Source organism: Maribacter arenosus (genome assembly GCF_014610845.1).
GTDB lineage: Bacteria > Bacteroidota > Bacteroidia > Flavobacteriales > Flavobacteriaceae > Maribacter_A > Maribacter_A arenosus.
Genome location: NZ_JABTCG010000001.1, coordinates 37,640 through 50,892 on the forward strand (window position 1 = coordinate 37,640; position 13,253 = coordinate 50,892).

At 39.8% G+C, this 13,253-nt stretch carries 16 protein-coding genes; 7 read left to right on the plus strand and 9 right to left on the minus strand.

The genetic code is table 11. The annotated features are described in order from the left end of the window. Positions 1-192: 192 nt before the first annotated feature. Both purB and HPE63_RS00190 read right to left on the minus strand, forming a co-directional pair. Positions 193-1,536, minus strand: coding sequence for an adenylosuccinate lyase (gene purB / locus HPE63_RS00185; RefSeq protein ID WP_188312214.1), 1,344 nt, complete (start codon positions 1,534-1,536; stop codon positions 193-195). A 91-nt stretch (positions 1,537-1,627) separates the two neighbouring features. Continuing rightward, positions 1,628-2,203, minus strand: coding sequence for an adenylosuccinate lyase (locus HPE63_RS00190; RefSeq protein WP_188312215.1), 576 nt, complete (start codon positions 2,201-2,203; stop codon positions 1,628-1,630). Positions 2,204-2,237: 34 nt separating this feature from the next. Here HPE63_RS00190 and HPE63_RS00195 point away from each other — a divergent pair, with 34 nt between their 5' ends. Next, on the plus strand, positions 2,238-2,711 hold the full coding sequence (locus HPE63_RS00195; RefSeq protein WP_188312216.1) for a heme-binding domain-containing protein: 474 nt from the start codon (positions 2,238-2,240) through the stop codon (positions 2,709-2,711). On the opposite strand, the gene HPE63_RS00200 is transcribed toward HPE63_RS00195, so the two are convergent. Beyond that, complete coding sequence (locus tag HPE63_RS00200; protein ID WP_188312217.1) at positions 2,674-3,366, minus strand: SIR2 family NAD-dependent protein deacylase; 693 nt, start codon at positions 3,364-3,366, stop codon at positions 2,674-2,676. The two genes, HPE63_RS00195 and HPE63_RS00200, sit on opposite strands and share 38 nt — an antisense overlap. Positions 3,367-3,400: 34 nt before the next feature. Between HPE63_RS00200 and HPE63_RS00205 the strand changes: the two genes are divergently transcribed. Genes HPE63_RS00205 through HPE63_RS00215 form a run of 3 tightly spaced genes read left to right on the plus strand, consistent with a single transcriptional unit; the run spans position 3,401 to position 5,010 of the window. Then, positions 3,401-4,057 (plus strand): TrmH family RNA methyltransferase, encoded by a 657-nt coding sequence (locus tag HPE63_RS00205; RefSeq protein WP_188312218.1) that lies wholly within the window; start codon positions 3,401-3,403, stop codon positions 4,055-4,057. Between the two features lie 42 nt (positions 4,058-4,099). Further along, positions 4,100-4,627, plus strand: coding sequence for an SRPBCC family protein (locus HPE63_RS00210; protein WP_188312219.1), 528 nt, complete (start codon positions 4,100-4,102; stop codon positions 4,625-4,627). 5 nt (positions 4,628-4,632) lie between these two features. Next, on the plus strand, positions 4,633-5,010 hold the full coding sequence (locus tag HPE63_RS00215) for a VOC family protein (RefSeq protein ID WP_188312220.1): 378 nt from the start codon (positions 4,633-4,635) through the stop codon (positions 5,008-5,010). Between the two features lie 2 nt (positions 5,011-5,012). Here the strand turns inward: HPE63_RS00215 and HPE63_RS00220 are convergent, their stop codons facing one another. From HPE63_RS00220 to HPE63_RS00245, 6 genes are all read right to left on the minus strand, one after another. Then, a complete protein-coding gene (locus tag HPE63_RS00220) occupies positions 5,013-5,324 on the minus strand; it encodes a metallophosphoesterase family protein (RefSeq protein WP_188312221.1) in 312 nt (103 codons plus the stop codon). A gap of 135 nt (positions 5,325-5,459) precedes the next feature. Then, entirely contained in the window at positions 5,460-7,154 is a 1,695-nt protein-coding gene (locus tag HPE63_RS00225) for an alpha-amylase family glycosyl hydrolase (RefSeq protein WP_188312222.1), read from the minus strand. A gap of 49 nt (positions 7,155-7,203) precedes the next feature. Continuing rightward, a complete protein-coding gene (locus tag HPE63_RS00230) occupies positions 7,204-7,977 on the minus strand; it encodes a carboxypeptidase-like regulatory domain-containing protein (RefSeq protein WP_188312223.1) in 774 nt (257 codons plus the stop codon). A gap of 75 nt (positions 7,978-8,052) precedes the next feature. Then, positions 8,053-9,855 carry a DEAD/DEAH box helicase gene (locus HPE63_RS00235; RefSeq protein WP_188312224.1) on the minus strand — a complete coding sequence of 601 codons (1,803 nt, stop codon included), beginning with the start codon at positions 9,853-9,855 and terminating at the stop codon, positions 8,053-8,055. Positions 9,856-10,003: 148 nt separating this feature from the next. Continuing rightward, a complete protein-coding gene (locus tag HPE63_RS00240) occupies positions 10,004-10,648 on the minus strand; it encodes a DUF4337 domain-containing protein (protein ID WP_188312225.1) in 645 nt (214 codons plus the stop codon). Next, positions 10,632-11,225: a non-canonical purine NTP diphosphatase gene (locus HPE63_RS00245; protein ID WP_188312226.1), complete on the minus strand. Its 594-nt coding sequence runs from the start codon at positions 11,223-11,225 to the stop codon at positions 10,632-10,634. Before HPE63_RS00245 ends, HPE63_RS00240 begins: the two co-directional genes overlap by 17 nt. 163 nt (positions 11,226-11,388) lie before the next feature. On the opposite strand from HPE63_RS00245, the gene HPE63_RS00250 reads away from it, so the two are divergent. The 3 genes from HPE63_RS00250 to HPE63_RS00260 all read left to right on the plus strand — a co-directional run bounded on the left by HPE63_RS00250 (position 11,389) and on the right by HPE63_RS00260 (position 13,245). Next, positions 11,389-11,841: a methyltransferase family protein gene (locus tag HPE63_RS00250; protein WP_188312227.1), complete on the plus strand. Its 453-nt coding sequence runs from the start codon at positions 11,389-11,391 to the stop codon at positions 11,839-11,841. Between the two features lie 97 nt (positions 11,842-11,938). Then, positions 11,939-12,550, plus strand: coding sequence for a SatD family protein (locus HPE63_RS00255; protein WP_188312228.1), 612 nt, complete (start codon positions 11,939-11,941; stop codon positions 12,548-12,550). After that, entirely contained in the window at positions 12,550-13,245 is a 696-nt protein-coding gene (locus tag HPE63_RS00260) for a DUF3307 domain-containing protein (RefSeq protein WP_223198000.1), read from the plus strand. The genes HPE63_RS00255 and HPE63_RS00260 overlap by 1 nt, the downstream gene beginning before the upstream one ends. Positions 13,246-13,253 lie beyond the last annotated feature (8 nt).

Consider the following 13,253-nt stretch of genomic DNA (forward strand, 5'->3'; position numbering starts at 1 on the left):
TAAAAAGTACTAATGTATCGTTATTACGACCCTTTCGACTTTAGTTTACGCTGAACGAAGTAGAAGTACTCTAGGCAGGCTAAAGTGAAGTAATCCGGTTCTTAGTGACCAAATACTTAGAGACGGCTGCATGCCTTTAAAAGATATATACTTGGACTTTGTAGATCTCCTATTTTTATAGTGGGAATTAACCTAAATACCAGTATAATTACTTGGGGTAATTGCTTTCAGTTCCGTTTTAATGGTATTGGAAACCTTTAAGGTGTCAATGAAATCGGCCATGGTCTTTTGATTGATTTTTTCGTTGGTTCGGGTCAATCCTTTTAAGGCTTCATAGGGATTGGGATACCCTTCCCTTCTTAAAATGGTCTGAATGGCTTCCGCCACCACGGCCCAATTATTGTCCAAATCTTGTTCGATCTTTTCCTGGTTCAACAACAATTTGTCCAAACCTTTTAAGGTAGATTTAAAAGCGATCATTGTATGGCCCAAGGGTACACCTACATTTCGAAGTACGGTACTATCGGTTAAATCACGTTGTAATCTAGATACAGGTAATTTGGCCGACAAATGCTCAAAAATGGCATTGGCGATTCCGATGTTTCCTTCCGAATTCTCAAAATCGATGGGGTTGACCTTATGGGGCATGGCCGAAGATCCAACTTCGCCTTTTTTTATCTTTTGCTTAAAATAATCCATAGATACGTAGGTCCAGAAATCCCTATCCAAATCCAGGATAATCGTATTTATACGCTTTAAGGCATCGAAAAGCGCCGCTAAATGGTCGTAATGTTCGATCTGGGTGGTAGGAAACGAATGGTGCAATCCCAATTTCTCTTGGACGAACTGCTGTCCAAATGCTTTCCAATCAATATGCGGATAGGCAATTTTATGCGCATTATAATTTCCTGTCGCCCCTCCGAACTTCGCCGCACTGGGAATGTCATTCAATAGATTGAATTGTTCCTTTAATCTCTGCACGTAGACCTCTATTTCCTTACCCAAACGGGTAGGGGAGGCGGGTTGTCCGTGTGTTCTGGCCAGTAAGGGTACGTTCGCCCATTCTTTCACCAATTCATTTAATTTATCCAATAACTCGAAATACTGGGGAACATAGACGTCATTCATCGCATCCTTGATTGACAATGGTATCGCTGTATTGTTGATATCCTGTGAAGTCAATCCAAAATGAATGAATTCCTTATGTTCACTTAGCCCTAAGGTGTCAAACGCCCTTTTAATAAAATATTCGACGGCCTTTACATCATGGTTCGTTGTTTTTTCTATTTCCTTAATAACCTGTGCATCACTCGAATCAAAATTCTTGTAGATATTCCTTAGGACATCGAATTTGCTGTTATCAAAAAATTTAAGTTGGGGTAACGGAATTTCACAAAGCGCGATAAAGTATTCGATTTCTACTTGAACTCGATACTTAATCAATCCTTCTTCGGAAAAATAGGGTGATAATGAAACCGTTTTACTTCTATAACGACCGTCAATGGGTGAAATGGCATTCAATGGGCTTAATGACATGGGTGATGGGATTGGTTGTTTTTAAAGCAGCAAAGATACTTATTCACGGAGTAGATTAAAAGGTTTCCAAAGTATTGTTTGTACATTCTTTTCAACACGATTTAACCGATTTGAGCTTTTCAAGGGTCATTCTCGCCCTGGCTTTATAGGCGGCACTGCCATTGGCATAATTTTGTTCCAGTACCAGTTTCAGTTCAGCATGGATCCAATCTAATTTATAACCCAAAAGCAGTAAGGAAGTCATTGAATAGGCCTTGGTAGCGACTTTATGTTCCCCGATTAGCCAATCAAAACAGGTCGTTGCCATAAGTTCAAGGTGTGCGGTGGTCAATGTTGTTTTGGTTTTATTCTTTTTTTTCGAAAAATAGGCCTTGGTTAGAAATTCACAGATTTTGGCCATTGGCCTTACTGATGAATCAAGATTAAGAGTACTTATTTTTTGGGTGAATAGGTCGATATGTGGTAAGATCAAGTCCAGATTTTGCTTTGCCACGAATTCCAAAATCCAGCATGCTTTGCTCGAAATAGGGTCTTGGCCCTTGAAGGCGATTTTGAACAATGGAGACAATAATTCGGGAGTCTGCATGACCAAGTTCGCCATTTGCATACGTTTTTTACGTGTCGCGTTGACGTAATCCAAAGCTGTGGTCAGTTCGTCTTGAGTCACAATTATTTGTATTTTTACTTAAATATTCGCCCCAATGAAAATAGTGAAAAAAATAGCAGTAATACTGCTGTTGGTGTTGCTTGCTATGCAATTTTATCGCCCAGTAAAGAATTTATCCCAGGGTAATCATTCCGTAACCTTTATTACAGAAACCAATCCTTCGGTAAGGGTCCGCGAGATTTTGGAAAATGCTTGCTATGATTGCCACAGCAATAATACCAGATACCCATGGTATAATACAATTGCCCCTGTATCCTTTTGGTTGTCCAATCATATTGACGATGCTAAGGAAGAACTGAACTTTTCAATATGGGGAGATTATTCGACCCAAAAGAAAAGCCATAAACTAGAAGAGGTCATTGAACTAATCGAAAATGATGAAATGCCCTTAAAACCTTATACTTGGATGCATTCTGAGGCTAAATTGACGACAGAAGAAAAGCAAGCGGTCATCGCATGGGCAAAACGCTCTAGGACACTTTACCAATTAAATCAGCAACCAAGATAGGCACTCCTTTAGTTGCATTTTCAGGAATCACCCATAGTCCTTTTTGCGGGTTGCTTTCCATTGATGGTCGGGGATCGATAAAATATATGGGCGTTTTCGAAGCTACGAAATGGATCAAACTAGCTGCCGGATAAACCTGCATAGATGTACCGATAATTAATAGAATATCAGCTACAGAGGTCAAGTCCATGGCTTTTCCCATCAAGGGTACATCTTCACCAAACCATACAATATGGGGGCGCAATTGGTGACCATTTTCACATAGGTCACCAAGTACCAAATCTTTGTCCCAAAAAATTGGCTGACCACCACCTTTACTTCGTACCTTCAGGAGTTCACCGTGTAAATGCACTACTTGGGTACTGCCGGCCCTTTCATGCAGATCGTCAACATTTTGGGTAATGATGGTTACGTTATAATGCGCTTCCAGGGAGACCAAAGCCCTATGTGCCTCGTTCGGGGATACTTTATGCAATTGTCTCCTTCGCTGATTATAAAAATCCAAGACCAAGGCTGGATTTCTCGAAAAACCTTGGGGAGAAGCCACTTCCATCACATCATGCCCCTCCCAAAGCCCGTTTGCATCCCTAAAGGTTTTTAGGCCACTTTCCGCGCTTATGCCAGCACCAGTAAGTACTACCACATTCTTTTTCATTTTATAAAAATAGACTTTTTATTATATTCGGACTATGGTAGACCAGCAACTTTTGAAGTATCTTGAGGGTTTTATTTCCGTTGAAAGAAAGGAACGTTTTCAACAAGTTTTGGAAGAGCGTACCAATTTCATTACGGTGGCCATTGAAGATGTTTTTCAATTACACAATACAAGTGCTGTAATTCGGAGTTGTGAGGCTTTTGGCCTTCAGTCGGCCCATGTGATCGAAGGCCGTTTTGGAAAAAGATTGGATAAGAACATCGCGATGGGCGCACAGCAGTGGGTAGATGTCCATAGACATGAAACAACCCAATCGTGCATATCCCAATTACGAACCGCAGGGTATCGAATCATCGCTACTACACCACACGGCGATTCATGTTATTTGGAAGATTTCGATATCAAGGAAAGAACGGCCTTGTTTTTTGGGACTGAAAAAGAAGGGCTAAGTAAGGAAATGCTTCGGGAAGCTGACGGTCTTTTAAAAATACCTATGGTCGGTTTTACCGAAAGTTTGAATATCTCGGTTTCGGCGGCAATAATACTTCAACATTTAACGATTAAAATGAAACGTCAAGATCTACCTTGGCAATTGTCCGATTCCGAAAAATTGGAGAAACAGCTGGACTGGACAAAAAAATCGATTAAAAGCATAGATGATATCTTATCGAGATTCTACGGACGAAAGTAAATTTTCACTATATTTATTAGCAACCAATTAATTGATAAACAAATGTATACACTACTTTATATTATTATCGGAATTGTGGTACTAATATTTATATTAGCAATGATCGCCCCAAAAACCTACGATGTATCGCGGAGTATTTCAATATCGAAACCTGTTTCGGAAGTTTTTGAGTATTTAAAATTTTTGAAGAACCAGGATGATTGGAGCCCTTGGGGTAAAAAAGATCCCAATATGATAAAAGAATTTACGGGTAATGATGGGGAGGTAGGTGCAATCAGTAGATGGAAAGGCAACAAAGAAGTAGGTGAGGGGGAACAAGAATTGACCGGAATTACCCAAAACAAGGAAATAAGATCGCAATTAAGATTCTTAAAACCATGGAAATCACAGTCTGATGCTTATCTCCGTGTTGCGGACGAGGGTAGTGGTTCAACTAAAGTGACATGGGGTTTTGTAGGTAAGAACAAATTTCCCATGAGCATTATGATGTTGTTTATGAATATGGATAAGATGGTAGGTAAGGATTTTGAAGAAGGACTACAATCACTTAAGATGAAACTGGAAAAATAGAGGATATGGATTTTAATATGGTAGGATGGTTTGAGATTCCCGTTACCAATATGGAACGTGCCAAGGCATTTTATGAAAAAGTCTTCAACATTAAGATCAGTGTTCATGATTTAGGAGGGTTGCAAATGGGTTGGTTTCCTAACAGGGGTGATAAAAAAGGGGCTGCTGGATCATTGGTTCAACATGAAATGTATACCCCGAGTGCTACAGATGGACCACTAATATACTTTACTTGTCCAGACCTTGCAATTGAACTAGGCCGGGTCAGTGCTGCTGAAGGCGAAATACTACGGCCGAAAACCGAAATCGGTGGCGGTCATGGTTTTATGGCCTTGGTGAAGGATACTGAGGGTAACAGGATCGCACTGCATTCCTTGAAGTAACCTCACACATTAAAAATTGCAACTTCGGCTCGAGCACCAAATCTAATAGGGAGAATTGTGGTGCCTATTCCTTTTGAAACATACATTTGGGATATATCATTGCAATACCAACCCTTAACATATTTTCCACTTCCATAGGGGGTCATCAAAGGAATTCCAAAAAAAGTCACCTGCCCTCCGTGGGTATGCCCTGACAAAATAATCGGCTTTAGTTTCATGGAAGTACTTATTTCGTCTATAGAAGTTCGATAGGCCGGACAATGGTTTAGGAGGAGTGAGGTCAATGATCTATCGATATTTTCGCAAGCCATCATAAAATCTGATTGACCCCAAACTAAATCATCAATACCTAGAATATTGATTTTTCGGGATTTGCTTTTAAGTACGAATGACTCGTTGATTAAAAGTATACCGTCTTAACCTTGAAAATCAGTCATGAACGACACTAACTATTGTACCAATTCCAAAAGAGCGATATCATATTCACTTTCAAAATTGGCCTTACCGTTCTGTACTTCGATAAAGGTATCAGAATAGGTATCATAAAGTTTAGTGCCATCGCCAAAGAAACCTTTCACCCAAAGCGATTTTTTACCTTTAGGCAGGTCTAACCCTACTACAACTTTGTCCTTAAAATCATCACTGGTATAGGTTCTACTGAAGACATAGGGTTTTTTGGCAAGCCTTTTGTGTTTGCCTGCGCCGATGGCAGGATGGTTTCTTCTGAATTTACCCAATTTTTGCCAATGCAATAATGTATTCATTGTATTTGGCAAGCTATCTAAGTCTTCCCAGTTCATAAATGACCTTAAAGTAGCATCGCCATTGGTGCCCTCTATGGTCAAATCCCTAGACGATTCATCCCCATAATAAACTTGGGATGCCCCAGGGGTAAGTAAAAGCACATTTGCAGCCCTAATGGGTTTCTTACGGTCCTGGTCGTAAGGGGAGCTGTCATCATGCGATGTTAGATAGTTCAGAACACTTTTACCGTTGAGCTTGGTGTGCAAGATCGAACTGTATTTTTTGAAGATGGTTTCGTAATCATTATCAGCATCATTTTTCAATTCAAAATTGATCAAGCTTTTAAACCCATGGTCAAAATAATCCACCTTTTTATCACCAAAATCAAATTGCCGACCACTAGAGATATTGTAACCATATGCTTCACCAACCATATAAAAGGAATTGTCGTCGAGTACGTCATTAGGGTGTTTCTTCTTCCAGGCTTCGAAGGCTGCCGAAGCCTCTTTATAGAGCTCTGACCATGCATTTTCATTCACGTGCTTTACGGTATCTACCCTAAAACCATCAATACCAAGATCATTCACATAATCGGTTAACCATTTTATAATATAAAAGCGTGGTGCCCTTGGATAACCGGTTCGATCAAAAAACAATTGTAGCTCATCGAGTTCTGTACTTAATCGACCTTCGTCCTTCCATTTGGCCAAAAGGGCGTCTGGCAATTCAACAGTTTTGTTTGACTCGGTGTGTATGTCCGGTAGGTTTTTGACCAAAGTGCAAGCCGTGGTATTTTCGTACGTGGTAAATTCACAGATAGGTCCGGTTCTGACCCATTCTTCGGGCCATAACGGGTCTTCGGCCGTGCTAGGGCCGGTATGGTTCAGTACGACATCCATCAAAATTCGAATACCCTTTTTATGCGCAGTTTTTACTAATCTTTCGAGCTCTTTCTTCGTTCCAAAGTTGGGATCCAGAGTTGTCCAGTCCTTCGTCCAGTAGCCGTGATAGCCATAGGTATTTCCTGTAGATTCATCCGTATCACCGTGAATTTGTTCTACTACGGGGGTAAACCAAATCGCATTAATGCCAAGGTCGGTAAAGTAACCCTCTTCGATTTTCTGTGTTATCCCTTCCAAATCACCGCCCATAAAACCTCTAAGGGGACCAGTTTCATTCGTTCTTTCAAAATTTACATCATTGTCTTTGTTTCCATTATAAAAACGGTCGGTAAGTACAAAATAGATATTCGCACCTTCCCATACGAAGGGAATAGTTTCCTTGATTTCTGGTTCACTCTCAATGGCCGCGATTTCGGGTTGTATTATCGCTTCTTTTCGCTCCAATTTACAAGAGTTGAGAAAAGCCAGGACCAAAACCAATACTAACAGTCGATGCATAGTTGTCTATTTTGGCTAAAGCTATAAAATGAAGTGGTAAATAGAAAATTTATTTCTTTCTATTTAGCACCTTGAACTCTTCATAACAACTACTGATGGCATCTAGGATCTGTAAATCGTTCGCCGTGGTTATAAAAGATTTGGAATAACTACAATTATTTAGGATATCCTCAATATCGACCTTCTCAATTTGAAGTAATTCGGTTAAGGTCTCCCTGTCAAATTTAGAAGCTAAAAGGTCACGTATGGCATCATCTTCCTTGACCTGCCTTAATTTACGCATCTGATTGGGTTTTTTCCCAAATAGGTTTCGCAATAAATCGGCAGGATTCAATATGGCGCCTAAAACCTTGGTTACAGCACTTGGATTCTTTTTACCCGCTTCATAACCCACATTAAGTCCTGAGATGCTATACTGATAGGCGTTATTGATAGGCATGTTTTTAACATCAATTTCAAGATAGCCGGTAAGCTGGTAAGGACGTACAATGACTTCTTCTAAAGCATAGGCTAATTCAGTCAGTGCAATTTTAGTGTCTGCGAACTTGAACATATCATTGGTGACCCTGATTTTCTGAGATTTAAAACCGAGATAGGAGAAGTATAAGGTATCGTTAACAGAAGCAGTTATGGAAAATTCCCCGTTAGCATTGGTAATCGTACCATACACTTTGTTTAAATTAATGACATGCACACTTTCCAAAGGCCTATCTGTCTGTGCGTTTACCACGATTGCACTAAAAGGTTGGGCCTCTGCATCATTATCTTGGGAAAACCCCATAAAACCTACAAAAAGTAAGGCAAGGGTAATATATTTTATCATGGGTCTAAAATCCGAATAATTGGGTACTAATCAAAACAAATATTAAGAGGAGACGTCTTTTTAATATACAATTAACTAAAAGAAATCACTTTTACGTTTACTCCTTCTTTTTCCTGAAAAACTTGGACTGCCACCAGATGATTTTTTATCCCTCCTTTTTCCCGAAGAATTGCGATCCCGGCCTTTACCACCGGTGCGGCTTCGATCTCTTCCTCCGCTTCTTTTTTTGTCCCTTCCTCCGCGACCGCCTCCACCGCCGGGACTTTTGGAAACCTCTACATTTACAAACCTGCCATCGACCTTGAATTCTGTAAAAGTCGAAAGGATTTTTTCAGTAACCTCTGCATCTGTATTAAAGAATGAAAAACTATCCTTGACATCTACTTTAAAAACATCGTCCTTTTCTAAATCAACTGTATCCCGTATGAAATCTTTTAAGGACATCCAATCATACCCATCCTTTTCACCAACATTTATAAAGTAACGTACCGAGCCACTGTTTGGTATCTCACCTCCCCGTTCGCCCCGTCGTTCACCCCTATCAGAGGAGGAAACAGCGGTATTTAAATCACGGGTTTTGTTATAATAATTGAAGAAACGTGTAAATTCTACAGAAATGATTTTCTTTATTAATTCTTCACGATCAATACCTTGGAATACATCGTTGATGGCCGGCAAATAATTTTCAACCTCTTCGTTTATTTCAGTATCCTTTATTTTATTTGCTAAATGATAAAGCTGTATTTCACAGATTTCCATTCCCGTTGGGATGGTTTTTTGAATGAAGGTTTGCTTTATCTTGTTTTCAATGGCCTTGATCTTACGTGATTCACTTCGGGTGATAATGACCATGGATATACCCGATTTGCCCGCACGACCAGTTCGGCCACTACGGTGGGTATAGGTTTCAATCTCGTCGGGTAATTGATAGTTTATGACGTGAGTAATATCGTCCACATCGATACCACGGGCCGCTACATCGGTGGCAACCAACATTTGAATCTGTTTTTTACGAAAGGAGTTCATAACCAAATCCCTTTGGTTTTGACTTAGATCTCCATGTAATGCCCCAGCATTATAACCATCCTCTATCAACTTTTCTGCTACCCTTTGGGTATCGCGTTTTGTTCTACAGAAAACTACGGAAAATATATCAGGATTCGTATCTGCCAATCTTTTTAGCGCCGGATACCGATCTCTGCCTCCCACAACATAATATTCGTGTTGTACGGAAGACGTACCTGCATTTTTGGTTCCCACGGTAATCTCATGGGGGTTATGCATAAATTTTTTGGCAATTACCGATACTTCTTTGGGCATGGTGGCCGAAAATAACCAAGTGGACTTTTCTTTTGGTGTATTCGAAAGAATATCCTGTATGTCCTCAAAAAAGCCCATATTCAACATCTCGTCTGCCTCATCCAATATACAATAGTCAATTTTGGAGATATCGACAAGTCGTCGACCTATCATATCTTTCATTCTCCCTGGGGTAGCAACTACAATCTGCGCTCCTCTTTTTACCTGTTTCGCCTGTTCTGTAATACTGGCACCCCCATAAATTGCAACGACATTGATACTCTTTTCGTATTTGGCATACAATTTAAGTTCATTGGTGATTTGCAAACAGAGTTCACGGGTGGGGGAAAGGATCAGCCCCTGGGTAGTTCTACTTTCACGATCTATCTTTTGGATGAGGGGAAAGCCAAAAGCGGCTGTTTTACCTGTTCCGGTTTGTGCAAGAGCGACCAAATCGGTCTCATCTTCCAATAAAATGGGGATTGCTTTTTCCTGTACTTCCGAAGGGGTTTCAAATCCCAAATCGGCAACAGCATCCAATAGGGACTGCTGCAGTCCCAATGCTTTAAATTTTGTCATAATGTGTTTTACTTAATCGCAAATATGTGTGTTGTATAGAGCGATTATCGTTTATAACCCATTAGACTCAGCGCAACACCTGCCATACCGGCGGCAATTATTCAGGGCGCAAAGATACGGTTATTTATTTATATGTGAATAGTTTAAATTACGGTGCCAAGGAATAGCCGTAAATAGACATGGCAAGGCCAATAATACCGCAGACCACCATGAGAACTATGAAGCCTTTCTGTAATTTAGGATTGTCATAGATGATAATACAGATTGCCCCAAGAACGATGCTGATTTGAAAGAACAACATACCAATATCGAATTTATGCGTAGCAATATCATATTCGTTGGCCAAGATTTCCCATTCTTTTACACCGATTATCGTACCCATTTGGCCATCCAAGTCTTGGGCCCATTCTTCTTTTGGTATATTGGATGATCCAAGCAAAATTTCGGTTTTCTCATCGCCATATTTTTTAATATCGGCCTTGGTTTCCTTTATTTTCGAGGTAATTGCGTCATGGTTTTCGTGGGAAACAACCCCTGCATCCATTAAAGCTTCAAGATAGTCCAATTCACTCTCCATTAAGCTTTCTTTAATGCTTTTGGATTGGTACCAACTGGAATAATTGACGACCTTGTTATGGGCTATCATCATTTCTTCTTCCAACTCCCCATTTACCATCTGGGCAATGGCCATGAGTGCGGCAAAAAAAGCAATTAGAACACCTCCGATGGCCTCCGCATTTTCTGAAGCGACCGAAACTTGTACGGTATCTCCTTTTTTACTGTCGTGTATCATGCACCAAGCTATTTAAATATTTGATTAATTGTTGAATCGCCTTACCCCGATGACTTATTTTGTTCTTTACTTCCAAAGGTAATTCGGCAAATGTTTTAGTATAACCTAGTGGTTTAAAAATAGGATCGTAACCGAAACCTTTATTTCCTCTTTTTTCATGGATGATTTCACCCTCTACCTTACCTTTAAATAAGTGTTGTTCGTTATTTATGTTTAAGGCTATTACCGTTTCGAATCTTGCAGAACGGTCCTTTTTAGCAATTAATGCCTGAAGTAGTTTTCCCATATTGTCATCGGCATTAGCTTTCACACCTGCGTAGCGGGCGGAATAAACCCCAGGAGCTCCGTCCAATTTAGTTACCAATAAGCCCGTATCATCGGCAAAACAAGGGAAACCATAGTTTTTAGTCACATAGTCTGCTTTTAGTATGGCATTTTCCTCCAGTGTTTTACCGGTTTCCGGTATCTCTTGGGTACACCCGATATCCGTTAGGGATAAAAGTGAGATATTTTCCGGTAGTATGTCCTGTACCTCTTTTACCTTATTTTGATTATGTGTGGCGAAAACCAATTTCATTACAGCAAATGTTTACTTCATATTTTTTAGGAAAACCTTACGTATCCACGCTTTAAATAGGATTAGTAGCAAAGAATATGGATTTGATTTAAAAGGAAAAATCTGGGATTATGATAAACCGGTCCAAAAATAGTAATTTTATTCACCACTATATTAATGGTTCATGAAGTTAAAATTACCACCAGTACTTGTTTTTGTTATTTTTTCAATACTGATGTATGTATTGTCGCTGGTATTACCTTTTGGCGATTTTGAGTTTTTTGGCAGGGAGGTACTGATTTTGTTTTTGTTGGGAATGGGCGCATTGGTGGGACTTATTTCGTTGATCCAGTTTTATATCGCAAGAACTTCGATTGATCCAAGAACTCCTTCTAAAGCCTCTGATTTGGTTACAAACGGCTTGTACAGATTCTCGAGAAACCCCATGTATTTGGCCCTTTTAATGGTTTTATTGGCTTGGGGGTTGTGGTTGGGCAATGCGTTCAACACCCTGTTAGCGGCGGGTTTCGTTGCGTATTTGAACAAGTTTCAGATTATACCTGAGGAAAAGATATTATCCGATATTTACGGCAAGGCTTACCGACACTATTGTACCCAAGTGAGGCGATGGTTTTGAATTCCTAGGGTAATATTTATTACTTAATTAGCTTATAAACAATAATATTAGTATATTAGCTTATTAATGATAAAAATTACCTTTTTAAATTATACAAATGATAGCGATCATTACGGGAGACATCATCAATTCGAGAGGGCATGAACCTACGGAATGGATGCCCAAACTCAAATCATGTTTGGCACAATGGGGTGATACCCCAGGGACATGGGAGATATACAGGGGGGACGAAATTCAAGTGCGCATTGCGGTAAGTGAAGCATTGTTCGTGGCGATACAGTTAAAAGCCCTGATAAAAACTATGAAGGGACTCGATATTCGTATGGGCATAGGCATAGGTGACGAATCGTTTATCGGTACCGGTGTAAGTGAGTCGAATGGCTCGGCCTACCAACGTTCTGGAATGACCCTAACCGCATTAAAGGAAAAAAAGGTAAATTTAATGCTGACAACGGCAGACGAAGAATACAACAATACCATGAACCTAGTGCTAAAACTTGCCTCTGATTTTATGGATGACTGGAGTCCGGTTTCTGCCGAAATAGTGTACCTGTCCTTGCGTAATCCGAATAAATCACAGCAAAACTTGGCCGAACAATTGAATATCAAACAATCGGCGGTGAGCCAAAGGACTAAAAGAGCCCGATTGGATTTGGTTCAGGAAGTTTTGGCATATTACGAAACTACTATTAAAACAATCCGCGAATAATGCTCTTCATTAAACTTTTATTGGCCCATCTTATTGGGGATTTTTTATTGCAACCCAACCGTTGGGTAATCCATAAAGAAGCAAACAAAATAGCATCCAAATATCTATACTTGCACATTTTGCTGCATTTTGTTGTAACCATGGTACTCTTGTGGGATTTTGATTATTGGAAATTGGCCCTGATCATCGCTATTTCACATTACTTTATAGACCTTGGGAAATTATACTCGAATTCCTTATTCAGAAATAAGGCGATTCCATTTTTCATAGATCAACTGCTGCACATCATCGTTTTATATGCTTGTGCTTACTATGGGAATTTAATAGGACAAACAATGTTCTTAATGGCCCTGATCGATTGGCACTTAGTCACGGCTATTGTTTTTGTCAGCTTTCCTTCGGCGATAATCATGGGTAAACTGTTGGAAGGAATGTCCAATAAGATAGAATTAGATCATAAGTCTTTGCCGAATGCCGGCAAGTATATTGGCATAATTGAACGCCTTTTTGTGCTGCTTTTTATAATTTTAGGTAGGTGGGAAGCTATAGGGTTATTGATTACGGCAAAGTCTGTATTCCGATTCAATGATCTTAAGGAGAGCAACAATAGAAAACTTACCGAATATATTTTGATCGGTACCCTACTTAGTTTCGGAATTGCCATGATTACCGGAATCATTTATACCAATAGCTAATGATCAAC